This window comes from Halopseudomonas maritima (assembly GCF_021545785.1).
Lineage (GTDB): Bacteria > Pseudomonadota > Gammaproteobacteria > Pseudomonadales > Pseudomonadaceae > Halopseudomonas > Halopseudomonas maritima.
Genome location: NZ_CP079801.1, coordinates 485,581 through 507,037, shown reverse-complemented (window position 1 = coordinate 507,037; position 21,457 = coordinate 485,581). Strand labels below are relative to the sequence as shown.

Annotated in this window: 22 protein-coding genes; 9 read left to right on the top strand and 13 right to left on the bottom strand. The window is 60.8% G+C overall.

Annotation, left to right across the window (positions count from 1 at the left end; all coding sequences use genetic code 11):
* Window positions 1–75: 75 nt before the first annotated feature.
* Genes ccoP through ccoN form a run of 4 tightly spaced genes read right to left on the bottom strand, consistent with a single transcriptional unit; the run spans window position 76 to window position 3,209 of the window.
* Window positions 76–966 carry a cytochrome-c oxidase, cbb3-type subunit III gene (ccoP, locus tag HV822_RS02290; RefSeq protein ID WP_238872052.1) on the bottom strand — a complete coding sequence of 297 codons (891 nt, stop codon included), beginning with the start codon at window positions 964–966 and terminating at the stop codon, window positions 76–78.
* Entirely contained in the window at window positions 966–1,154 is a 189-nt protein-coding gene (locus HV822_RS02285) for a cbb3-type cytochrome oxidase subunit 3 (protein WP_238872051.1), read from the bottom strand. The genes ccoP and HV822_RS02285 overlap by 1 nt, the downstream gene beginning before the upstream one ends.
* Before the next feature lie 6 nt (window positions 1,155–1,160).
* On the bottom strand, window positions 1,161–1,769 hold the full coding sequence (ccoO, locus tag HV822_RS02280; protein ID WP_238872050.1) for a cytochrome-c oxidase, cbb3-type subunit II: 609 nt from the start codon (window positions 1,767–1,769) through the stop codon (window positions 1,161–1,163).
* Window positions 1,770–1,781: 12 nt separating this feature from the next.
* Window positions 1,782–3,209: a cytochrome-c oxidase, cbb3-type subunit I gene (ccoN, locus tag HV822_RS02275; protein WP_238872049.1), complete on the bottom strand. Its 1,428-nt coding sequence runs from the start codon at window positions 3,207–3,209 to the stop codon at window positions 1,782–1,784.
* A 340-nt stretch (window positions 3,210–3,549) separates the two neighbouring features.
* Here ccoN and HV822_RS02270 point away from each other — a divergent pair, with 340 nt between their 5' ends.
* Window positions 3,550–4,173: an alpha/beta fold hydrolase gene (locus HV822_RS02270; protein ID WP_238872048.1), complete on the top strand. Its 624-nt coding sequence runs from the start codon at window positions 3,550–3,552 to the stop codon at window positions 4,171–4,173.
* 259 nt (window positions 4,174–4,432) lie between these two features.
* On the opposite strand, the gene HV822_RS02265 is transcribed toward HV822_RS02270, so the two are convergent.
* The 3 genes from HV822_RS02265 to HV822_RS02255 all read right to left on the bottom strand — a co-directional run bounded on the left by HV822_RS02265 (window position 4,433) and on the right by HV822_RS02255 (window position 8,193).
* Window positions 4,433–6,139: a methyl-accepting chemotaxis protein gene (locus HV822_RS02265; RefSeq protein WP_238872047.1), complete on the bottom strand. Its 1,707-nt coding sequence runs from the start codon at window positions 6,137–6,139 to the stop codon at window positions 4,433–4,435.
* 160 nt (window positions 6,140–6,299) lie between these two features.
* Window positions 6,300–7,583 carry a TRAP transporter large permease gene (locus tag HV822_RS02260; protein ID WP_238872046.1) on the bottom strand — a complete coding sequence of 428 codons (1,284 nt, stop codon included), beginning with the start codon at window positions 7,581–7,583 and terminating at the stop codon, window positions 6,300–6,302.
* Window positions 7,584–7,599: 16 nt separating this feature from the next.
* Complete coding sequence (locus tag HV822_RS02255; protein WP_238872045.1) at window positions 7,600–8,193, bottom strand: TRAP transporter small permease; 594 nt, start codon at window positions 8,191–8,193, stop codon at window positions 7,600–7,602.
* Between the two features lie 233 nt (window positions 8,194–8,426).
* Here HV822_RS02255 and dctP point away from each other — a divergent pair, with 233 nt between their 5' ends.
* From dctP to dcd, 3 genes are all read left to right on the top strand, one after another.
* The gene (dctP, locus tag HV822_RS02250) at window positions 8,427–9,578 is read left to right on the top strand and encodes a TRAP transporter substrate-binding protein DctP (protein ID WP_238872044.1); all 1,152 of its coding nucleotides are present in this window, start codon (window positions 8,427–8,429) and stop codon (window positions 9,576–9,578) included.
* Window positions 9,579–9,694: 116 nt separating this feature from the next.
* Window positions 9,695–10,786 (top strand): iron-sulfur cluster carrier protein ApbC, encoded by a 1,092-nt coding sequence (apbC, locus tag HV822_RS02245; RefSeq protein ID WP_238872043.1) that lies wholly within the window; start codon window positions 9,695–9,697, stop codon window positions 10,784–10,786.
* Window positions 10,787–10,860: 74 nt separating this feature from the next.
* Window positions 10,861–11,427 carry a dCTP deaminase gene (gene dcd, locus HV822_RS02240; RefSeq protein WP_238872042.1) on the top strand — a complete coding sequence of 189 codons (567 nt, stop codon included), beginning with the start codon at window positions 10,861–10,863 and terminating at the stop codon, window positions 11,425–11,427.
* Between the two features lie 185 nt (window positions 11,428–11,612).
* Here the strand turns inward: dcd and HV822_RS02235 are convergent, their stop codons facing one another.
* The 4 genes from HV822_RS02235 to HV822_RS02220 all read right to left on the bottom strand — a co-directional run bounded on the left by HV822_RS02235 (window position 11,613) and on the right by HV822_RS02220 (window position 13,718).
* Window positions 11,613–12,326, bottom strand: a complete 714-nt coding sequence (locus HV822_RS02235) for a TorF family putative porin (protein ID WP_238872041.1) — start codon at window positions 12,324–12,326, stop codon at window positions 11,613–11,615.
* 233 nt (window positions 12,327–12,559) lie between these two features.
* Entirely contained in the window at window positions 12,560–12,991 is a 432-nt protein-coding gene (locus HV822_RS02230) for a GNAT family N-acetyltransferase (protein ID WP_238872040.1), read from the bottom strand.
* 8 nt (window positions 12,992–12,999) lie between these two features.
* On the bottom strand, window positions 13,000–13,170 hold the full coding sequence (locus tag HV822_RS02225) for a DUF1328 domain-containing protein (protein WP_238872039.1): 171 nt from the start codon (window positions 13,168–13,170) through the stop codon (window positions 13,000–13,002).
* A 137-nt stretch (window positions 13,171–13,307) separates the two neighbouring features.
* Window positions 13,308–13,718 carry a BON domain-containing protein gene (locus HV822_RS02220; RefSeq protein WP_238872038.1) on the bottom strand — a complete coding sequence of 137 codons (411 nt, stop codon included), beginning with the start codon at window positions 13,716–13,718 and terminating at the stop codon, window positions 13,308–13,310.
* Window positions 13,719–13,961: 243 nt separating this feature from the next.
* Here HV822_RS02220 and algB point away from each other — a divergent pair, with 243 nt between their 5' ends.
* Window positions 13,962–15,308 carry a sigma-54-dependent response regulator transcription factor AlgB gene (gene algB / locus HV822_RS02215; protein WP_238872037.1) on the top strand — a complete coding sequence of 449 codons (1,347 nt, stop codon included), beginning with the start codon at window positions 13,962–13,964 and terminating at the stop codon, window positions 15,306–15,308.
* Complete coding sequence (locus HV822_RS02210; RefSeq protein ID WP_238872036.1) at window positions 15,305–17,080, top strand: ATP-binding protein; 1,776 nt, start codon at window positions 15,305–15,307, stop codon at window positions 17,078–17,080. Before algB ends, HV822_RS02210 begins: the two co-directional genes overlap by 4 nt.
* 31 nt (window positions 17,081–17,111) lie before the next feature.
* On the opposite strand, the gene HV822_RS02205 is transcribed toward HV822_RS02210, so the two are convergent.
* Window positions 17,112–17,297: a hypothetical protein gene (locus tag HV822_RS02205; RefSeq protein ID WP_238872035.1), complete on the bottom strand. Its 186-nt coding sequence runs from the start codon at window positions 17,295–17,297 to the stop codon at window positions 17,112–17,114.
* Between the two features lie 223 nt (window positions 17,298–17,520).
* On the opposite strand from HV822_RS02205, the gene HV822_RS02200 reads away from it, so the two are divergent.
* Entirely contained in the window at window positions 17,521–17,802 is a 282-nt protein-coding gene (locus HV822_RS02200) for an ORF6N domain-containing protein (protein WP_238872034.1), read from the top strand.
* Window positions 17,803–17,825: 23 nt separating this feature from the next.
* Here the strand turns inward: HV822_RS02200 and HV822_RS02195 are convergent, their stop codons facing one another.
* Window positions 17,826–18,404: an LOG family protein gene (locus tag HV822_RS02195; protein ID WP_238872033.1), complete on the bottom strand. Its 579-nt coding sequence runs from the start codon at window positions 18,402–18,404 to the stop codon at window positions 17,826–17,828.
* A 219-nt stretch (window positions 18,405–18,623) separates the two neighbouring features.
* On the opposite strand from HV822_RS02195, the gene HV822_RS02190 reads away from it, so the two are divergent.
* Together HV822_RS02190 and HV822_RS02185 are read left to right on the top strand one after the other, a co-directional pair.
* A complete protein-coding gene (locus HV822_RS02190) occupies window positions 18,624–19,256 on the top strand; it encodes an FMN-binding negative transcriptional regulator (RefSeq protein ID WP_238872032.1) in 633 nt (210 codons plus the stop codon).
* A gap of 166 nt (window positions 19,257–19,422) precedes the next feature.
* Window positions 19,423–21,423: a methyl-accepting chemotaxis protein gene (locus HV822_RS02185; protein WP_238872031.1), complete on the top strand. Its 2,001-nt coding sequence runs from the start codon at window positions 19,423–19,425 to the stop codon at window positions 21,421–21,423.
* The last annotated feature ends 34 nt before the right edge of the window (window positions 21,424–21,457 follow it).

Sequence of the window (21,457 nt, the reverse complement as noted above, 5' to 3'; positions counted from 1 at the left end):
TCGCGTGGGCGCCGAAAACAAAACGGGGAGGCCAATTAGCCTCCCCGTTCAGTGTCACCACATTGCGCTGCTGTTTTACTGCTCGTCTTTGTGCGACAGGCTGTAAACGTAGGAGGTCAGCATGTGGATCTTGTCGTCACCCAGGTGAGCCTGAGCCGGCATGTGGCCGTTACGACCGTAGCGGACAGTCTGCTGTACTTGCAGGAAGCTGGAGCCGTAGAGCCAGACGTCGTCGGCCAGGTTAGGCGCGCCCAGTTGCTGGTTGCCCTTGCCATCCGGACCGTGACACACCGCACAGGTGTTGGTGTAGGTGGTCTGACCGGCTGTCAGGTCGACATTGTCGGTTTCCAGACCCGACAGGCTGCGAACGTAACCGGAGACGTTACGCACACCGTCTTCACCAATCACTGCCAGCCAGGCCGGCATCGCAGCCTGACGGCCACCTTGCAGGGTGGTCTTGATGTTTTCCGGCTCGCCGCCGTACAGCCAATCGTTGTCGGTCAGGTTCGGGAAACCGAAAGCACCGCGGGCGTCAGAGCCGTGGCAGACCGAGCAATTGGTGGCGAACAGACGCTGGCCAATGGCAACCGCTTCGGGGATCTTGGCGACTTCTTCAACCGGCATGGCCGAGTATTTGGCAAAGATCGGAGCGAAGGCTTCTTCTGCCTTGGCTACTTCTGCTTCGTACTGGCTTTCCTGGGTCCAGTTCAGGTAGCCAGGCCATTTGCCCAGGCCCGGGAACAGGAAGAGATAGAACGCACCAAAGACCATGGTGGCGATGAAGAGCACGAACCACCAGCGCGGCAGCGGGTTGTCGAATTCTTCAATGCCGTCAAAGCTGTGGCCAACTTTCTCATCAGTCTGCTCGGAACGCTGGCCCTTGCGGGTGGCCAGCAGCAGCCAAAGGATCAGGCCCAGGCAGGTCAGGGTCAGGACAACAATGTACCCGCTCCAGAAATTAGTCATTACTTGTCACTCCTAGCATCTTTGTGCTGCTCACCCGCGGCCTGCTCGTCCTCTTCGTCCGCGAAGGGCAGCTGGGCTGCCTCATCGAAGTCTTTCTTCTTGGACGCGCTGTAGGCCCAGATCACGACGCCAACAAAGGCGATGAACGCGAATACGGTGCCGAGGCCGCGGAGAGTATTGATATCCATGGTTACTTACCGATCCGACAGGACAGTGCCGAGGTGCTGCAGGTAGGCAATCAGAGCATCCATTTCGGATACGCCCTTGACTGCTTCCTGTGCGCCGGCGATGTCTTCGTCGGTGTAAGGAACGCCCAGACCACGCAGCACTTCCATCTTGCGGGCGGTGTGCTTGCCATCAAGCACGCCTTCCTGCAGCCAGGGGAAGGCTGGCATCTTGGATTCCGGCACCACGTCCTGAGGCTTGATCAGGTGCGCACGGTGCCAGTCGTCGGAGTAACGGCCGCCCACGCGAGCCAGGTCCGGGCCGGTGCGCTTGGAACCCCACAGGAAGGGGTGTTCCCAAACGCTTTCACCGGCAACCGAGTAATGACCATAACGCTCGGTCTCGGCACGGAAGGGACGGATCATCTGCGAGTGGCAGCCAACGCAGCCTTCGCGGATGTAGATGTCGCGGCCTTCCAGCTCGACGGCGGTGTACGGGCGCAGGCCCTCAACCGGCTCTGTGGTCTCGGGCTGGAAGAACAGCGGTACGATTTGAACCAGGCCGCCGAAGCTGATGGCAACCACCATCAGGACAACCATCAGGCCAATATTTTTTTCTACTGTTTCATGCAGTTTCATTTAACGCGTCCCTCAGGCAGTCTGGGCGGCGGCTTCGAGTTGAGCCGCTTTGCTGTGGCGCACGGTACGCCATACGTTGTAAGCCATCAGCAACATGCCGAGCAGGAAGAAAGCACCGCCAATCGCACGGACGATGTAGCCCGGGTGGCTGGCTTCCAGCGCTTCGACGAAGGAGTAGGTCGGGGTGCCGTCGACGTTCACTGCGCGCCACATCAGACCCTGGGTGATGCCGTTGACCCACATGGCAACGATGTACAGCACGGTGCCGATGGTAGCCAGCCAGAAGTGCGCGTTGATCAGCGGGGTGCTGTACATGGCTTCACGACCGAAGACTTTCGGGATCAGGTGATACAGCGAGCCGATGGAGATCATGGCAACCCAGCCGAGTGCGCCGGCGTGTACGTGGCCGATGGTCCAGTCGGTGTAGTGCGACAGGGCGTTCACGGTCTTGATGGCCATCATCGGGCCTTCAAAGGTGGACATGCCGTAGAAGGCCAGGGCCACAACCAGGAAGCGCAGGATCGGGTCGGTACGCAGTTTGTGCCATGCGCCGGACAGGGTCATCATGCCGTTGATCATGCCGCCCCAGGAGGGTGCCAGCAGAATCAGCGACATCACCATGCCCAGAGACTGAGCCCAGTCAGGCAGCGCGGTGTAGTGCAGGTGGTGCGGGCCGGCCCAGATGTAGATGGAGATCAGCGCCCAGAAGTGCACGATGGACAGGCGGTAGGAGTAGATCGGACGCTCAGCCTGCTTGGGTACGAAGTAGTACATCATGCCCAGGAAGCCGGCAGTCAGGAAGAAGCCAACTGCGTTGTGGCCGTACCACCACTGGATCATCGCATCGGTAGCGCCAGAATACATCGAGTACGACTTGGTCAGGGTGACCGGCACTGCCATGCTGTTGACGATGTGCAGAACCGCGACGGTGATGATGAAACCACCGAAGAACCAGTTGCCGACATAGATGTGCTTCATCTTGCGCTTCATGATGGTGCCGAAGAACACCAGCGCGTAGCTCACCCAGACGACCGCGATCAGGATGTCGATCGGCCACTCCAGCTCAGCGTATTCCTTGGTGCTGGTCAGGCCCATCGGCAGGGTAATCACCGCCAGCACGATTACCGCTTGCCAGCCCCAGAAGGTGAAGGCAGCGAGTCCGTCGGAGACCAGGCGGGCCTGCGATGTTCGCTGGACCACATAGTAGGAGGTGGCGAACAGGGCGCATCCGCCAAAGGCGAAGATGACCGCGTTGGTGTGCAACGGACGCAAACGTCCGAAGCTGGTCCAGGACAGGCCGAAGTTCAGTTCAGGCCAGACCAGTTGGGACGCAATGAAGACGCCCATGGCCATGCCCACGATACCCCAGACCACCGTCATGACGGCGAACTGGCGTACCACCTTATAGTTATAGGCTGTCGGAGTGGTAGCTGTGCTCATGCGAGATTCCACGGATAGCAGTTGGTTTAATAGGGTTTAAAGCGCTGGCAAGTATGAGGAAAGCCCGCGCGCATTGCAATGACATAGGTCAGTGTCGGGGCGCGTGGCAAGGCCTTACAAAGGCTTGAAACGGCGAGCTTTTTGCTCTTTTATTGCCTGCTCGCCAAGGTCGTATCAGCGGTGCTGAATGCCCTGTGTGGCTATACGGCCTGCGCCTTGACCAGCCACAAGGTGGGTCAGTCTTCAGACTAGTCTGCGGTTCGGCTAATGTGAAGGCGCCGGACCTGGCAGTTTATGTGACATCATGTCGCACTATCTGGGACGTTATAAAGGAAGCGACGTGAGCGTTGAACTGATTGACCAACCGGGCGAGCAGGCGCTGGCAACGTTGCTGCTGGCCCACGGCGCTGGTGCGCCCATGGATAGCCCCTTCATGAACGAACTTGCTGCTGCGCTGTGCGCCCGACAGGTGCGTGTGGTGCGCTTTGAGTTTCCCTACATGGCCGCACGGCGAGAGGACGGCCGCAAGCGTCCGCCTAATCCGATGCCGGTTCTGGAAAAGAGCATGCGCGAGCTGCGTGCGGGCTTGCAGGGCAGGGTGTTTCTGGGTGGCAAGTCGATGGGGGGCAGGGTGGCGAGCCAGCTGGCGGCTGAACTGGGCGCCGCGGGTTTTGTCTGTTTTGGCTATCCGTTTCATCCGCCGGGTAAGCCGGAGCGTACCCGCATTGAACACCTGCAGCAGATTGGTTGCCCTGGTCTGATTGTGCAGGGCACCCGCGACCCTTTTGGTAAACCCGACGAGGTGGCCAGCTACCCGCTGGACCCGACTTTGCAGCTGCATTGGCTGGAGTCCGGTGAGCACGACTTTCGCCCCCTGAAGTCCAGCGGTCTGACACAGCAGGCGCTGATAGAGGAAGCGGCGGCGGTCGCGGCGGGGTTTATAGCGGCGGCTAGCCGCCGCTAGCCGCAAGCTACAAGCCTCAAGCAAATCCGCGCGGTTGCGAAGCGCGGGGTTTTCTTGAAGCGGCGAATGGCAGAAGAGCGTGTAGAAAGCACTTGACGCCGCCACCGCCGAACTCACCCTGATTACGCTTGCAGCTTGCAGCTTGCAGCTTGCAGCTTGCAGCTTGCAGCTTGCAGCTTGCAGCTTGCAGCTTGCAGCTTGCAGCTTGCAGCTTGCAGCTTGCAGCTTGCAGCTTGCAGCTTGCAGCTTGCCGCGGCGCTCAGAGTCCCAACGCCGCCGGTGCAATCGCGGAAGACATCGTGCCCCAGCGGCGCCCCTTGACGAAGATCGGTACGTAAAGCACGAAGATCACCGTACTGGTGCCGGGCAGGACGAAGGTCCCCATGTTCAGGTAGGTGCAGCTGGCCATGATGCGCAGGTCGGATTCGCTGGTAACGGCAAAGCGCTTGTAGTTGCTGCGCGCCGCATCAACGCGCGGGTCGCCGGTTGGCGGTTGGGACGAGGCGCTGCGGCTGGTCGGCAGGTAACCTTTCTCGTTGACGGCAGCGGTGTACACGATGCCGTCCTTGCCGCCCTTGTCCCACTCGTCCAGCAGCGGACGAATACGTTCAATAAAGGCGTCGGCCCAGCGGGTGTCGTGCTTCGGCGGGTTGGTGTTGGCGATGGGTGTGTACTGCTGATCGAACAGGTCTACGCCGCTGTCGGCCAGTGCATCAAGACGCTGCTCGATATCCTTGCGGCGGCCCATGAGCACTTCGGTGACGGCCTCCAGCTGACCCTCGCCAAGGCGGAAGCCGGCCAGCGAGCGCAGCGCCAGATTGGTGTTGTCGCGTAGGGCATCGGCCTGGGTGTGAGTCGCTTCCATGTGCTGGCTGATGGTCAGGCTCAGGTCTCGGATCTCGCCGCCGTGCTGCAGGGTTTCGGCGTTGGTTGCGGTCAGCTCCTCCAGGGCGCTACTGACCATCAGCAGGTCATCGTTGGCACGTTGGAAGTCGTCAACCATGGCGTCAAACTGGTCTGCCGCGCTGCTGACAGCCAGGCCGGTGGACTCGGTCTGCTCCAGCATGCCCAGGGTTTGCGCGTCGGCATCGGCCATCGCGCTGGTCATCTGTTCCATCAGCTGGCTGATCTGTTCTGCCGCGTTGCCGACCTTGAACGACAGGTTGCGTACTTCATCGGCTACCACGGCAAAGCCGCGACCCTGTTCGCCCGCACGGGCGGCTTCGATGGCGGCGTTCAGTGCCAGCATGTTGGTTTGCGCAGAAAAGTCCTGCACGGTGGTAAGGATGTCGCGAATTTTTGCCGAGGTGGCGTTGAGCGCGTTGACGTTGTCCTTGAAACCGCTCATGGCGCCGCTGATCTGCTGCATTTTGTTGCGCGCATCGCCCATCTGCTCGCGCGATTGACGGGCCACCTCCAGGTTGCGGGTGTTGACCTCGGTGACGCCGGTAGCGCGGTGCGAGATGTCTTGCAGGGCGCTGGTGGTCTGCTCGCTGGCGTGGAATATCAGCTCGGAGAGTTGCTGCTGGCTTTGCGCGTCTCGGGCGGCCTGTTCGGCCAGCAACCGGCTGTTGGCTGAGGCCAGTGCGGTGCCCAGACTATTGTGCTGCAATTCAAGCATGATGCCGCGCAGGCGCTCGTTCAGCGCGGCGTACTGCTGTGTGGCGGGGTCATCGCTGCGCTTCTCATCGGTCAGGCGCAGGTCGATCTGGTTGCCGTTGATGCGGCTAAGGCTGGCGGTTAGCGAGCCCGTGCTGCCCCCTGTGCTGCGCAGTTGCCAGGTGAAGGCCAGCGTGGGGATTAGCATGGCCAGGGCGGCCCAAAACAGCACACCGCTGGTGCTGAGTAAAACGGCGGCAAACAGAAATAGCTCACACACCACCAGGCCGGCCAGGGGCAGCAGACCCCTTGCGTCGTTTGCCGGGGTGGGAGACGAAAGCGCCTCGGAACGGGGGTCGGATATCATGCGTCTCTCCACGGGCGCTGGGTTTGTTGTTGTCGCGATGCGGCCTAGAGCGGCCCGGTGAGGTTCACCGTGGGCTGCTGCGCACGCGGCCAGTCAGAATATCGGCGCCAATTCTCAAATTCGACAGGACAAAAACGCCATAGTTAATGGCGTTTTGTTATTAGTCCTGGGCGAGAGAGGGTAGCCACAGGGAAATCTCGGGGAAGAGTATCAGTAGCACCGTGGCCAACAGCAGAATGAAGATGAAGGGTGGGGTACCGCGAATGACATCAAAGTAGGGCCGCCGGAAGATTGCCATGGCGGTGAAGATGTCACAGCCGAAGGGTGGCGTTGCCGAGCCGATGGCCGCCTGCAGGGTGACGATGACGCCCACGTGCACTGGGTCCAGCCCCGCTGCCTCAACCGCTGGTTTGAATAGCGGGGTAAGGATCAGGATGACCACGATGGGGTCAACGAACATGCAGCCTACAAAGAAGGAAACGGCAATCAGTGCCAGCACCAGGGTCTGGTTGTCGCCGATGCTGGCGATCACCGGGTCCAGAATGGCCTGCGGAATACCGGCAAAGGAGATGGCGTAGGTAAAGGCGTTGCCGGCTGCCACCAGGATGAACACAACGGCGGTAATCAGCCCGGTAGACAGCGCTACATCCCACAGTTCGCGCAGCTTTACCGCCCGCAGAATGACGACCTCAAGAATCAGTGCGTAGAGCACCGCGATGGCTGCAGCCTCCGTTGGGCTGAACAGACCGCCGTAAATTCCGCCAACCACCACCAGCGGGAAGCCGAGCGGCAGTACCGCCTTGCGCAGCGCCAGTAGCCGTGTGGCCCAATCGCTTTTCGGTTCGGGGGCAATGCCCATGCGGATGGAGGCGATCCAGCAGTAGATGGAAAACAGCAGCAGGATCAATAAGCCCGGAATGATGCCGGCGATAAACAGGTCGCCAATCGATGAGCCGGAAATGACCCCGTAGATGATCATGCCGATACTCGGCGGAATCAGCAGGGCGATATCGCTGGCGTTGATAATCAGCGCAATGCTGAAAGTATCCGAGTAGCCCTTTTCCAGCAGCTTGGGCCGCATGGGGCCGCCCATGGCCACCACGGTAGCCTGGGTGGAACCGGACACTGCGCCAAACAGCGTACAGCTGGCAGCGGTGGTGATTGGCAGCCCGCCGCGCAAGTGGCCGGCAAAGCTCTGCACCAGATCCAGCAGGCGGTTGGCTGTGTGGCCTCGGGTCATCAGGTCGGCGGCAAAGATAAACAGCGGCACGGCCGCCAGTGCCCAGGACTGCACGCCGCTGATCATCTGGCCCATCAGCAGGCTGACGTTGCCCAGATCGATGACCAGAAACAGCAGCATCAACGCCGCCACCAGCAGCGGCACCATCATCGGGAAGCCAAGTGCCAGCAGCACGATCATGGTTATGAAGGTCAGGGTAAGCATGGGTCCGTAGCCTTGTTCAGAGTGCGCCGTCGTCCGGGATCGCGTCGTATTCATCCTTCTCGGTGAAGGAGCGGTAAACCTCGGGTGAGATGAGGTTGCGCACGGCAGTGAGCACAAACTGAATGCCCGCCAGGACAAAACCGACGGGGGCGGCGAGGTAGGGAATCCACAGCGGAATTTGCAAGGCAGAAGACGTACGGCCGCGCTCATGGATGGTCATCACGTAAGCGGCGGCATGCCAGGCCAGGTAGAACATCAAGGCGGCGGTGCCCAGCGCGATAAGGATCATCAGTGCCTTGCGGGGCTTGCCACTGAGCTGGTCAAAGAAGGCAGACATGCTGATGTGTCGTGCACGGCGTACGGCGTAGCCGAGCCCGGCGAAGGTCATGATGATCAGGCTGATCTGGGTCAGCTCGACCTGGCCGGTCACGCCGCTGCCCAGCAGCTGCCGGCCCAGTACGTGCGCGATCAGCAGGCCAGCCAGAAACAGCACGCTGCTGCCCAGGATGATCTTTTCCACCCACTCGGTAACGCGGTCTACCGCGCCCAGCAGACGTAGCAGCAGCGAGCTGCTCGTTTGGCTTGCCGACGGCTCGGCTGGCTGGGGCATGCATTTTTTCCTGTGTGGCTAGTCGTCTCCGGGCTGACCAGTAGGACGGTATCGGCATGGCTCTGGCGTGCAGTGTCTTGAAAGGGACGCTGCAGTCAGAATGCGATCTGGTCCGGTATTTTGGCGCCTTTTTTGACCTTAACCCATCTAAAAGGCATTTGCACGGCGTGGACATGCGGTTGTGCTGTGTTAAGGTTCGTGAGGAATCCAGAACAGTTGATAAGGAGTGTTCCATGAATTGGCGCAATGGATGTATTGGTGCAGCAGCGATCATGCTGGCGGCGTGTGGTTCCGAGGAGGAGCCAACGGCATCGAATACCGCCCCTGCAGCAGAGGAGCCGACCGCGGCTGCCGAAGTAGAAACCGAGACATGGGGTTTTGCCCTGGAAGAGATTGATGGCAGCGTGCAGTACGAATACGGTGCCAAGTTTGCTGAGCTGATCAAGGACAAGACCGACGGCGCAGTAGAGGTCAAGCTGTATCCCTACGGCCAGCTGGGTGGTCTGACCGACATTTATGATCAGGTGCAGTCCGGTGCGGTGCAGTTCGCCTTTGGTTCCGGCTTTCTGGGCGGCACCGTCCCCGAGTCGCAGCTGTTCAGTCTGAACTTCGTGCTGACCGACGACGAAAAGACCAACACCGAGATTCTCAACGCCCCGGCTTTCCGCAAGAACGAAGACCTGGTTGCCTCCTATCGTGATCGTGGCCTGCAGCCCTTGGCCATCGTGCCGGAAGGCTGGCAGGTATGGAGTGCCAACAAGGCGGTCCGCAGCCCTGAAGATTTTGACGGCCTGGCAATCCGCACCATGGATAACCGCCTGCTGCGCGAAACCTACAGCGCCTATGGCGCTGACCCGACCACCATGGAATACGGCGAGCTGTTCAGCGGTATGCAGCTGGGCCAGCTGGACGGCAACATCCAGCCGGTATTTGCTCACCAGGAGATGGATTTCTACAAGGTTCAGGACTATCTGATCTTCGCCAACCAGGCGCAGTTCATCGCCACCTTCATGGCCAACAGCGACTGGTATGACGGCCTGAGCCAAGAGCGCAAGGATGTTGTTGAAGAGGCTGTGGTTGAGCTGGTGCCGTGGATTCACGAGGTGCAGACCCGCCTGAACACCGAGCGTCTGGACATCATCACCGAGAACAGCGATATCGAGCTGGTGTATCTGAGCGCCGAAGAGCGTGAAGCCTTCCGCGAGCGCAGCCTGCCGGTGCGCGACGTGTTCGCCGAGATGGTGGGTGAGCGCGGTACTCGCCTGATGAACACCCTGATTGAGCAGGTTGAGCAGGCCGACGCCGCCAAGGTAGCGCCGGCTGAGCAGGAGTCCGGCGACGAGGCAGAAGAGGCTGGCGCCGAGCCGCAAGCCGACGCCGCCTGATCCATCGCGTTACCACGTTGTAAGCAGCGGCCCGCCGGCCTACCGGCGGGCCGCTTTGCGTTGGGCTGTACTGCTCGGTAGCATAGCGGCCTCTTTATCTTGTTCGGAACCCCGTCATGTCGACCCTTGATCGCGCTGCCGTTGAACAGGCTCTGGCCCAATACCAGGACCCCTACCTGAAAACCGACTTGCTGAGTTGCGGCTGCCTGCGCCGTTTGGAGATCAGCGGTGGGCAGGTTGAAGCGGAGCTGGTGCTGGGGTACGCCGCCGGCAGTCTGGTCGGCGGTATTGCGCAGATGCTGCAAATGGCAGTGGAAAATGTTGATGGTGTCACCTCGGCCAAGGTCAGCGTGCGCTGTGAGATCGAGGCGGGTGCGGTTCAGGGGCAGGTGGCAGCACTGGCCAACGTCAAAAACGTGATCGCCGTGGCCTCTGGCAAGGGCGGGGTGGGCAAGTCCACCACAGCTGCCAACCTGGCGCTGGCGCTGGCGCGCGAGGGCGCCAAGGTCGGCGTGCTGGATGCCGATATCTACGGCCCCAGTATGGGCTTGATGCTGGGCCTGCCTGAAGGCACACGCCCGGAAACCCGCGAAGGCAAATGGTTTGTGCCGCCCCGCGCCCACGGCATTCAGGTCATGTCGATGGCGTTTCTGGTGGATGACAACACGCCAGTCGTTTGGCGTGGCCCGATGGTCTCAGGTGCGCTGATGCAACTGCTCACTCAGACCGCCTGGGACGACCTGGATTATCTGGTGGTAGACATGCCGCCGGGCACCGGAGACATCCAGCTAACCCTGGCGCAAAAGGTGCCGGTAACCGGCGCTGTGATCGTGACCACGCCGCAGGATCTGGCGCTGCTGGATGCCAAGAAGGGCATTGGCATGTTCGAGAAGGTAAACATTCCGGTGCTTGGTGTTGTGGAAAACATGGCTATTCATATCTGCTCAAACTGCGGTCATGCCGAGCATCTGTTTGGTGAGGGGGGCGGTGAGCGCCTGGCCGCGCAATATAATGTGGAGTTGCTCGGCTCGATGCCGTTGTCGATGATGATTCGCGAGCAGGCCGATGGCGGCAAACCGACCGTGGTGGCTGAGCCCGAGTGTCAGATCAGCATGGTTTATCAGGATATGGCGCGCCACGCCGCCGCGCGCATTACGGCGCTGAATGGCGCCGGCGCTATGCCGGAGATCAGCATCAGCGAGGATTGATGCCGGTCTTTTGTCATTGCCTATAACCCGGTAACATGCTGGCTCTTTTTCGTACAGATCACTCAGGACTCACCATGAGCATCAAATCTGACCGCTGGATCCGCACCATGTCCCAGGAGCAGGGGATGATTGAACCCTTCGTCGAGCGCCAGATCCGTGGTGCCGAGGGTGACCGGGTTATCTCCTACGGGGTCTCCAGCTACGGCTACGATGTGCGCTGTGCCGACGAATTCAAGGTGTTCACCAATATTCACTCTGCGGTGGTGGACCCGAAGAACTTTGACGACAAGAGCTTCGTCGATATCCAGAGTGACGTGTGCATTATTCCGCCCAACTCCTTTGCCCTGGCCCGCACGGTTGAGTACTTCCGCATTCCGCGCAATGTACTGACCATCTGTCTGGGCAAAAGCACCTACGCGCGCTGCGGCATCATCGTCAACGTCACGCCGTTGGAGCCGGAGTGGGAGGGGCATGTGACCCTGGAGTTTTCCAATACCACCAATCTGCCGGCCAAGATCTACGCCAATGAAGGTGTGGCGCAGATGCTGTTCTTTGAGTCCGATGAGGCCTGCGAAACCTCTTATCGTGATCGGGGTGGTAAGTACCAGGGGCAGCGCGGGGTGACCTTGCCGCGCGCCTGATCATTCTGCGCTGCTATGCGTAGTACAACAAAACCGGCCTTGGCCGGTTTTGTTGTTTTGGCAGCACAAAAAACCACCGCGTCGAGCTGCCGTGGTACAGCGCGAAAGCGGCGGTGCAATGCTGATCGAGCAGTTGCCTGAATGAAGGCCGCTCCGGGAGCAGGAGCGGCCTGTCAGGCTGCGAATTACAGGGTCTTGGAGACCGACAGGGTTACGTTGGAGTCGCAGGAATCTTGGCTGGAGTATCCGCAGTCGTCACCCAGATCGGTGTCGCTGTACATCAGGGCTACGTCCAGACCCAGAATGGTTTTGCCCAGAGTAACGGCCCAGTCACCGTACTTCTCGTCGCCATCAACACCGTTGAGCGGGTCTTTGGTGTCGGTCAGGCCGTAGTGCAGGCTCAGGCCCACGTCGTAGGGCAGGGAGAAGTCATAGCCTACGTAGGTGTACAGCGCGCTCTGCGGGTCGTATGCGTATTTGGCACCCAGGGTCAGGCCGTACAGGCTAATGCTGGCCAGGGCTTCGTCAACGTCGATGGAACTGTTCTTGGGGTACGTGTAGGTCGCCCAGGACAGATCGTAGCTGATGTCGTCGGTGATGGTACCGCCGTAACCAGCGTAGTAGTCGATTTCAACGCTTGCGCCGCCGAAGTCGGCAGAGTCGACGTTGGATGCCCACGCGCCGACATACAGACCACTTTCGTGGGCGATGTCCAGGCTGCCCTGGATAGCGCCAGCGCCGTCGGTTTGTGATTGACCGCGCCAGATGTAGTCGGTCGCCAGGGTTGCAGTCATGCTCACGTCAAACTCGCCCATGGCCGTATCAAAGGCTTCAGCGTGGGCCATGTTGGCAAAAGACAGTGTGCTGGCGGTAGCAACGGCAACTGCAAGTTTCTTCATCATCACGTATTACCCCGTAGGTTTTTGATTTAAGTGCGTTGGCATTGCTCCCATAGCACTTAGCTTGCCATGTTTTTATTTTCTATATTTATCAATGGCTTGCGTTTTTTATTGTATGCCTCATGCGGTTTCGGATGGTGAAGCTGGAAAGCTGATTGCCCTACTTTGGTGCGCGTGTTACAGCGTTGTGGCGCATTTGATGGCAGCCTGCCATTGCTTTGCTCAGGGTCTGTTCAGGTACAGGTGCTGACCAGCGCTATCAGCGACTTGGTGCGTTGATAGCGCTGCAGGCGCGAGCTCAGCGGCTGCGGCAGCGTCGCTGTGGGCTGGTAGCCGCATGCTTGATAGAAGGGGAGTAGAGACGGCGCGCAAAATAGCCAGATCGGGCCAGAAACACGACGGCGCAGCTGTTGTAGCAGATGGCTGCCCAAGCCCTGGGCGCGCAGGTCTGGTGCTACCAGGAGGGAGGTTAGCCAATAACCGCTTTCAACGGGCTGCAGGCAAACGGCGGCGCAAATGTGTGGTGCTCGCAGGGTCCAGACGTGCTGGTCGCCACGGGCTTTCATGCCGCGTTGGTACGCGCGGTAGAAGCGGTTGACCAGCGGCAACTGCGCGCGGGGCAGCTGCTGCAGGGAAGGGAGTGTGTCTTGCGCGGACGGTGGCAACGGAGCTGTTACTGACGATGGCGTGTGCGTTTGCCCACGACAGCGGCGACTACGGCCAGGCCCAGAAACAGCGGGCTGAGCATGGCACCGATTTGATCGTAGGGTGCATCGAAGCCGCCCAAGGCAAAGACGGCGGCGGCCAGAGACATTACAAGAAAGGCGATGGCCCAGTTGTACATGGGGGATCTCCTCGGTGTGGCGGACGTGCGCTCGGTTAGCAGGTTGTCAAAAGCTCCGGGTCGAGTGGCTTCCATTATATGGAAGTAGATCGCAGTTTTGGGTTCCAGAGACATGGTTTTTCCTTTTCCCTCGGGTCTTACAGTTGCATGCGGTTGGCCTGCTGCAGTCGTGGCTGCTGCCAGCGAGCTTCACTGACCTGCCGTGTGCGTCCAATGTGCAGTTGGCTGGCGTCCACGCTGACCACCCCTGGGGTGTGTAGCGCAGTGGCGACTGCGACGCGCTTGTCACCGTCGGCTGGCACTATGCCGCTCAGGCTAACCATGCCCTTGTGGCTGCTCACCCGGATGTCGATTCCGGCCGTGTTACCATGCCAGGCGAGCCGCGATTGCAGGGTGCTGACTATGCTGGCGTCGTCGGCGGATTGAACTATCGAGGCCTGATACCGCTCCATGCTAGGGGCAGGGTCGGCTGCCTGGATGCTCATGGACACTGAGCACAGCAGGGCGGTAGACAGGCTCAGCAGTGCGATGGGTTTGGCGCTGCGCATGACGGTTATCTCCAGTCAATATCCGTATAAAGGCTCGCTTTTGGCTGGCCTTTTCTGGTGTTGTACGCTTACTGGAGCAAGCGGTGTGCCAGTGTTTTTTTGATTTATAAATCCTTATAAAACAGTTACTTAAAAGTTTTTTGCAAATTGCCATGCGTGCAGTTTGCAAGATGCGCCGCGCTGGGTCGTGCAATTTGCATGACCCACGCGGTAGTGTCAGTGGCCTCGGAGATAACAAGCGCTATGGATGCAGCTCAAAGCAACGGACGTATTCTGCTGGTAGATGATGAACCCGCGATTCTGCGTACCTTTCGCTACTGCCTGGAAGATGAGGGTTATCAGGTCGCAACGGCCAGCAACGGTATGCAGGCCGAATCGGTGTTGCATAGCCAGGTCTTCGACCTGTGTTTTCTGGACTTGCGCCTGGGTGAGGAGAGCGGTTTGGATGTGATGGCCCGAATGCGTGCCATCGCACCCTGGATGCGTGTGGTGATGGTGACTGCGCATTCGGCCGTCGACACCGCCGTGGACGCCATGCAGGCAGGCGCGGCGGATTACCTGGTCAAGCCCTGCAGCCCCGATCAACTGCGCATGTCTGCAGCCAAGCAGTTGGAAGCCCGCCAACTGGCCGCGCGGCTGGAAACCCTGGAAGAGGAGGTACGCCAGACCCGCGTCAGCCCGGATTCCCAGAGCCCGGCGATGATGGCCGTGCTGGAAACGGCGCGTCAGGTCGCAGGTACCGACGCCAACATTCTTATTCTGGGTGAGTCTGGCACCGGCAAGGGCGAGCTGGCTCGCCTGATTCACGGCTGGAGCCGCCGTGCGAAGAAAGAGTGCGTGACCATCAACTGCCCGTCGCTGAACGCGGAGCTGATGGAGAGTGAACTGTTCGGCCACACCAAGGGCGCCTTTACCGGTGCCAGCGAAAGCACTATGGGGCGGGTCAATCAGGCCGACGGGGGGACGCTTTTCCTGGATGAGATTGGCGACTTCCCATTGACCCTGCAGCCCAAGCTGCTGCGATTTATTCAGGATAAGGAATACGAGCGTGTCGGTGATCCGGTTACCCGTCGCGCCGATGTGAGGATTCTGGCTGCCACCAATCTCGATCTTGCTGAGATGGCCAAGGAAGGGCGCTTTCGCGAAGACTTGCTGTATCGCCTCAATGTGATCACCCTGACGCTGCCGCCACTGCGCGAGCGTACCGATGACATCCTTGCCCTGGCAGACCGCTTTTTGGCGGCCTTCGTCAAAGACTATGCGCGGCCGGCCTGTGGCTTCAGTGATGCAGCCCAGAACGCGCTGCTCAACCACGACTGGCCAGGCAACATCCGTGAGCTGCGCAACGTTATCGAGCGGGCCAGCATCATTTGCAACGAAGAGCGGGTGGATGTGGCGCATCTGGGCCTGGGTGTGGAGGGGGATGACAACGCCGCGCCCCGGGTGGGTGCCAATCTCAGCCTCGATGAACTGGAGAAGGCGCACATCGCCGCCGTGCTGGCTGCCAGCCCAACGCTGGAGCAGGCTGCCCGAACCCTGGGGATAGACGCCTCCACCCTGTACCGCAAGCGTAAGCAGTTTGGCCTATGAAGCTGCGCAGCCAGCTGTTTCTCAGCAGCAGCGCATTGCTGACGGTGGCCCTGGTCGGTTTGCTGGTGGGCATGTTTGGGGTGCTCAGTCTGACCCAGTCGCAAAGCCTGACAGTAAGCAACAATATCGGCATCCTCAAAGCCACCATGGGTATGCGTCAGGAGATCGGCCGTCAGGTCACTCTGTTGCTGGCCGAGCGCCTGGATCGCTCGGCCTTGACCGAGTCGGATCGGCGCTTCAAGGACTGGCTGATAGTGGCTGGCGAGCAGGCACGTACCGACATTGATCGTCAGGCGGTCAGCGAGATCAGCCGAGCCTATCAGGTCTACGATCAGGTACTGCAGCGCCCGACCACGCTGCGTCGTGACATCCTGCAAGACAGCACCTTGAGTATCAATGTTGCCGCCATGCGCGACCGCATCAACGAGGTGCAGCACCGCTATCTGCAATACGTTCAGGCGGCTGAAGAGGCTGCCCATCAGCGGGCCTGGCTGATTGCCGTGCTGCTGGGGCTGATCGGCTTGGCGGTGCTTTTGCTGGGGCTGTTGACGGCCCACAGCATTGCCCAGCGCTTCGGGCGGCCGATCGAAAGCCTGGCCCAGGCGGCGGACCGTATCGGCCAGGGCGACTTCAATGTGATGCTGCCCCTGTCACCGATCACCGAGGTGGCTGCGCTCAGCCGCCGCTTTGGTGCCATGGCCGAAGCCCTGAGGCAGTTCAAAAGTACCGACCTGGAAGCCCTGCAGTCTGAACAGCGGCGCTTGCAGGCAGTGCTCGACAGCATTGATGACGGCTTGCTGATCCTGGACCAGGACGGCGACGTTGACCACTTCAACCCCGTAGCCCGGCGCCAGTTGAACTGGGACTCACGGGAGTTGGGCCAAACCCTTGGGCAAGCGATGGGTCGCCCAGAGCTGGACGAACAGGTACGTGAGGTGCTGGCAGGCAATGCGTTCAGCAGCGAGCAGGAAGACCTGGCCGTGCAGGTAGCGGGTGAAACCCGTTTGCTTGACTACAGCCTGACCCCGGTTGTGCGCAACGACAGCTGGGTGCAGGGCGCGGTAATGGTGCTGCGCGACGTGACGGACCTGAGAGCGTTCGAGCGCGTACGCCGCGAGTTTGTGCTGCGCGCCTCCCACGAACTGCGCACGCCCGTCACCGGTATGCATATGGCTTTTGCCCTGCTGCAGGAGCGTTTGCAGTTCACTCCCGGCAGCCGCGAGCAGGACCTGTTCGATACCGTAGATGAGGAGATGCGCCGCTTGGTCGACCTGATCAACGACCTGCTCAACTTCTCGCGCTACCAGAACGGATTGCAAAAGCTGGAGCTGGAGCCCTGCGATCCGGCAGAGTTGGTAGCGGCGGCGGTTGATCGCTTTGAAACCCAGGCGCAGCAACAGGGGGTTTCATTGCACTCGCATATCGATGCGGAGGTGCCCGTTGCCCGGCTTGATTGCCGACAGCTGGAGCGTGTTCTGGACAACCTGCTGGCCAACGCCCTGCGGCATAGCAGCGTGGGGGGCAGCATCGGTGTTGCGGTGAGGCGCAATGGCAAGCGCGTGGTGTTCAGCGTGACGGACACCGGCGAAGGTATTCCCTACAGCCAGCAGAGTCGGGTGTTCGAGCCCTTTGTTCAGGGGGGCGGCAAAAAGGGTGGCGCGGGCCTCGGACTGGCCCTATGCAAGGAAGTGGTACAACTGCACGGCGGTCATATCGGCGTGCAGTCACGCCCGGGAGAGGGCGCCAGTTTCCACTTTGCACTGCCGCTGTAAGCGGCAAGCGGCCGGTGGGTAGGTGACCTGTTCAGCGCTTGCCCATCGAGCGGCGAGTCCCGCGCGGCGGCATGTGGACGCGTTTGGCATGCCGATCCACCCCCTTGCCAGGCTGGGGCGCAGCGCCCTGTTTAGTGGTGTTGGCGGCGGCCGAAAACAGAGCGCCAAGGCTGCGGCTGGCAGGCGCGTCGGGCGTGGAATCAGGCTGATCGGTCATGGCGTGCTCGGGCTCAGAGGTAAAGGGCCGGCAGTATAGCCGAGTGCAACTGTACTGAGCTGATCGGGCCGCGGCTTTTTGGCTGACTGGCGGCTGAACTGCAACTCCGTTGAGATCCGCAACGGGCACTCATCGCCAAAGCAACGCAGGTGAGCAATGGCAAACGCACGTATACTCAGCCTGTTTTTAGCCCTCAGACGCACGATTGCCGATGCCCACTCCGATGACCCCCATTTTTTATGCTGGTGTTGATACCCTGAGCCTACGCCAGCTCGACCTACTCAACGCAGCGCCCAAAGGCACCGCCTTCAAGGCGTTTCGACGTTGCGAATCACAGCTGCGCGAGGGCGTGGATTATTTTTACCTGCCAGCAGACAAGCACGCCGAGCTGATCGCGCAGCTGAAGGAGTCTCAGCAGGTTTATGCGACAACCGTTAACCTGCTGCTGCTGACGCGCGTCGGTTACGGCCGCCTGCAGCAGTTGTCAGCCGGTGTGGCCGGCTAATTCAGCAGGCAGCCGTTTTACCCTCAGCGCTCTCCGGTCTTGACCCACTTGGCAACGCTGGGCGGTGTGTAGGCTTTGACCTTGTCGAGCAGGGTGTCGACGTGGTTGTCGACAATCAGCATGTCGCGGTAGGGCTGGCGCATAAAGCCCTCGTTGACGGCATGATCGAGGAAGGCGATCAGCTTGTCGTAGTAGCCCACGGCGTTGAACAGGGCGCAGGGTTTCTGGTGGTGGCCAAGTTGGCCCCAGGTCCAGACTTCAAACAACTCTTCAAAGGTGCCGACGCCGCCGGGCAGGGCGATAAAACCGTCAGACAGGTCGGCCATCTTCGCCTTGCGTTCGTGCATGGAGCCGACTTCGTGCAGGGTGCTCAGGCCTTCGTGGGCTAGCTCGCGCTCAACCAGGTGACGCGGAATGACGCCAATCACCTCGCCACCAGCGGCCAGCGCCGCGTCCGCCACCGCGCCCATCAGGCCAACCTGGGCTCCACCGTACACCAGCCCAATGCCGGCGTTGGCGAGCGCAGTACCGAGCTGTTGGGCGGCGGCAAGATAGTCGGGTTGGTTACCGGGGGCGGAACCACAGAAAACACACAGACGCATGGACTCTCCTGATGAGCTGGGGGAGGGCTGCGCTTGGGCTAAAGCGCGGCGAGGGGGCTGTCGACTTTACCTAGGCGAGGCTGATTTTGCCAGATAGGTGCTGACCCAAACCACGCAGCTATGCCGGCCGGGGTAAACTGTTGCACGCTAGCTGTTCCGGTTGTTGTTGGCGTTGGGGTGTATTATCTCGAGCAGACGTTCGCCCTCTGAGACTAGTCCATGTACCTGCCTGAGCACTTTGCCGAAAACAACAGCAGTGAGCTGCACGCCCTTATCGCCGCTAACCCGCTGGGCGCCCTGGTCACCAGCGGGCCCGATGGGCTGGATGCCAATCATGTGCCCTTTGAACTGCTGCCCGAGCAGGGGGCGCAGGGCACGCTGCAGGCACATTTGGCCCGCGCCAACCCGCTGGTTGGGCAGATTGTTGATGGCATGCCGGTGCTGGTGATCTTTCAGGGCGCGCAGGGTTATATCTCTCCCAACTGGTATCCGAGCAAGCATGAGGCTCACCGGCAGGTGCCCACCTGGAATTATCAGGTGGTGCATGCCCATGGCCGCATTCGGTTGCGCGACGACGAACGCTTTGTGCGTGGCCTGGTGGCACGCCTGACCCGGGAACACGAGGTTGCCAGCGGCCAGCAGCGCCCCTGGAAAATGACCGACTCAAGCCGCGAATACATCAGCCAGATGCTGGCAGCCATTGTCGGCATAGAGATCGAGATAGATAGGTTGGCGGGCAAGTCCAAACTGAGCCAGAACAAGTCGCCAGAGGATGTTGCCGGTGCCGCCGAGGGGTTGGCACGCGGCGGCCAGGCGGCGTTGGCTAAGGCCATGGGCGCTCACAAGGCCTGACGGGCCAGCCCTGTGTTCTGGTTCGTTATGTGGCATACCAGCCCTGAACTGGTGCGCCACCTGCTCGCGTGGCCCGCACAGACCGCATAGCTGCGCGGCAAAGTGATGGCACTCTTCTTGCTGAGGCACCTGTCCAATCAGTCAGGTTTTCTCAGGGTCTGTCACCATGTTGTCGATGCTTCGTAACACCTCCATGCGCGGCAAGCTGCTGCTGCTCATCCTGCCGGCGTTGGCGGGCACGCTGTATTTCTCTGGCTCCACGGTTCTGGATCGCTATACCCACCTGCAAAGCACCGAGTCGGCTCGCGCCTTGTTCGAGCTGGCGCTCGCCGCCGACCCGGCGCTCGAGAACCTGCAGAAAGAGCGCGGCCTGACGGCGCTGTTTATCGCCACTGGCGGCGCTGATGGGCGTGTGGTGGAGCGTCTTGAAGCGCAGCGCACTGCGACTGACGCCAGTTTGGCTGGATTGCGCTCTGGCATTGAGGCACTGGAAGGCAATGATCGCGCCGCAGTAGCCGCCGGCTTGGCGCAGATTAACGAGGCACTTGACGTGCTGGCGCCGCTGCGTGAACGCATCATGCGTGAAGACGTTGCGGCTGATTTGGCCTATCAGACCTACAGCGATGCGGTAGCGCGTTTGATCGACCTGATGCCCGAGATTCTGCTGCGTGCCAATGAGCCGCGCCTGACGCGCATGATGGGTGCCTTCCTGGCGCTGAGCAAAGCAACCGAATGGGGCGCACGTGAGATGGCTGCTGGCGCGCAAGTGCTCAGCGATGGCAGCGTGTCGCTCGCACTGGCCAGCGAGGTGAGCGGCGCGCAGGCAAGCAGTCGGGCGTTGCTGGATGTAGCGGCTGATCTGGTGGGGCCTGGCATGCAGGGTCAGCTTGAAGCGTTGCGGCAGCAACCGGAAAGCGTGGCGTTCAATGCGCTGCGCGAGCGCTTGATCGGGTCTGAGTACGGCTTTCTTGGTATGGCAAATATCGAATGGTTTGATAGCGCCAGTGACGCCGTAGCCGGCGTGTATCAGCTCAAGCAGCAACTGGCGGCAGACATGGAAAGGGGCACAGACAAAGTCCTCGCTGTGGCCCGGGCGCAGTTGCGGCAAGCCGCGATCATCGGCTGTGTGGTGATGGGCGCGGTGCTGTTGCTGGCGCTGCTGATCATCATGGGCGTCTCCGGCCAGGTGAATCAGCTGTTGGGTGATTTTCGGCACATCATGGAGCGCAAGGACCTGTCTGTGCGCACGCGGGTGTGCTCCCAAGACGAGATGGGGCTGATCGGCAGCGCGCTGAATGGATTGATCGACACCTTTTCCGGTGCCCTGAGCCAGATCGACGAGACCAGCGTGCGCCTGGCCTCGGCCTCGGAGCAGACCCGCGCCACCGCCAGCCAGAACGCCGATCAGGTAGGCCAACAACAGGCGCTGGTTGATCAGGTGGCCGCGGCAGCTGAGGAGATGTCCAGCACCTCGGAAGAAATCTCGCGCAACACCCAGCAGGTGGCAGAAGCGGCGCAAGATGCCTCGGCGCGCAATGAAGCCGGGCGGCAGGTGGTGCAGCAGAGTGTTGCCCGCATTCGTCATCTGGCGGGTTCCATCGAGCAGGTCAACGACCAGATGGAACGCCTGCAAACCAGCAGTGAGTCCATCGCTCGAGTAATAGACGTGATCAAGGCGGTGGCCGACCAGACCAATCTGCTGGCGCTCAACGCGGCCATCGAGGCGGCCAGGGCAGGAGAGCACGGACGCGGTTTTGCCGTGGTGGCCGATGAGGTGCGCAACCTGGCGCGCCAGACCCACGACTCTACCGTCGAGATTGAAAGCATGATCAGCGGCTTCCGCGATATCACCGACAGCGTGCGTGGCGCCGTGACCGACAGCCACAAGCTGGCCAACCTCAGCGCCGATGAAGCCGAAAAACTCGAAGACACCCTGGCCGCCATTCTGCAGGACGTTGACCGCATCTCCGGCATGGCCTCGCAGATTGCCTCCGCCGCCGAACAGCAGGTTGCCGTAACGCGGGATATTTCTCGCAGCATGACGTCGGTGCGCGAAACCTCCCTGCAAACCCTCAACGGCTCGCGGGAAATTTCTCAGGTAACCGACAGCCAGGCGCAACTGGCGGGCGAGCTGCAGGCGCTGGCGCAGGGCTTCAGGGTGGCTTGACAGCTGCGCTATGGTGGAGGGAATGACAATTCCT

Bases quoted from the DNA above. Each gene is read 5' to 3' on its own strand.
- HV822_RS02210 (WP_238872036.1), top strand. From the start codon at position 15,305: ATGAAGCTGCGCAGCCAGCTGTTTCTCAGCAGCAGCGCATTGCTGACG.
- HV822_RS02220 (WP_238872038.1), bottom strand. From the start codon at position 13,718: ATGCGCAGCGCCAAACCCATCGCACTGCTGAGCCTGTCTACCGCCCTG.
- HV822_RS02265 (WP_238872047.1), bottom strand. From the start codon at position 6,139: ATGATATCCGACCCCCGTTCCGAGGCGCTTTCGTCTCCCACCCCGGCA.
- HV822_RS02260 (WP_238872046.1), bottom strand. From the start codon at position 7,583: ATGCTTACCCTGACCTTCATAACCATGATCGTGCTGCTGGCACTTGGC.
- dcd (WP_238872042.1), top strand. From the start codon at position 10,861: ATGAGCATCAAATCTGACCGCTGGATCCGCACCATGTCCCAGGAGCAG.
- ccoP (WP_238872052.1), bottom strand. From the start codon at position 966: ATGACTAATTTCTGGAGCGGGTACATTGTTGTCCTGACCCTGACCTGC.
- algB (WP_238872037.1), top strand. From the start codon at position 13,962: ATGGATGCAGCTCAAAGCAACGGACGTATTCTGCTGGTAGATGATGAA.
- HV822_RS02190 (WP_238872032.1), top strand. From the start codon at position 18,624: ATGTACCTGCCTGAGCACTTTGCCGAAAACAACAGCAGTGAGCTGCAC.
- dctP (WP_238872044.1), top strand. From the start codon at position 8,427: ATGAATTGGCGCAATGGATGTATTGGTGCAGCAGCGATCATGCTGGCG.
- HV822_RS02200 (WP_238872034.1), top strand. From the start codon at position 17,521: ATGACCCCCATTTTTTATGCTGGTGTTGATACCCTGAGCCTACGCCAG.
- apbC (WP_238872043.1), top strand. From the start codon at position 9,695: ATGTCGACCCTTGATCGCGCTGCCGTTGAACAGGCTCTGGCCCAATAC.
- HV822_RS02255 (WP_238872045.1), bottom strand. From the start codon at position 8,193: ATGCCCCAGCCAGCCGAGCCGTCGGCAAGCCAAACGAGCAGCTCGCTG.
- ccoO (WP_238872050.1), bottom strand. From the start codon at position 1,769: ATGAAACTGCATGAAACAGTAGAAAAAAATATTGGCCTGATGGTTGTC.
- HV822_RS02225 (WP_238872039.1), bottom strand. From the start codon at position 13,170: ATGTACAACTGGGCCATCGCCTTTCTTGTAATGTCTCTGGCCGCCGCC.
- HV822_RS02195 (WP_238872033.1), bottom strand. From the start codon at position 18,404: ATGCGTCTGTGTGTTTTCTGTGGTTCCGCCCCCGGTAACCAACCCGAC.
- HV822_RS02205 (WP_238872035.1), bottom strand. From the start codon at position 17,297: ATGACCGATCAGCCTGATTCCACGCCCGACGCGCCTGCCAGCCGCAGC.
- ccoN (WP_238872049.1), bottom strand. From the start codon at position 3,209: ATGAGCACAGCTACCACTCCGACAGCCTATAACTATAAGGTGGTACGC.
- HV822_RS02185 (WP_238872031.1), top strand. From the start codon at position 19,423: ATGTTGTCGATGCTTCGTAACACCTCCATGCGCGGCAAGCTGCTGCTG.
- HV822_RS02235 (WP_238872041.1), bottom strand. From the start codon at position 12,326: ATGAAGAAACTTGCAGTTGCCGTTGCTACCGCCAGCACACTGTCTTTT.
- HV822_RS02285 (WP_238872051.1), bottom strand. From the start codon at position 1,154: ATGGATATCAATACTCTCCGCGGCCTCGGCACCGTATTCGCGTTCATC.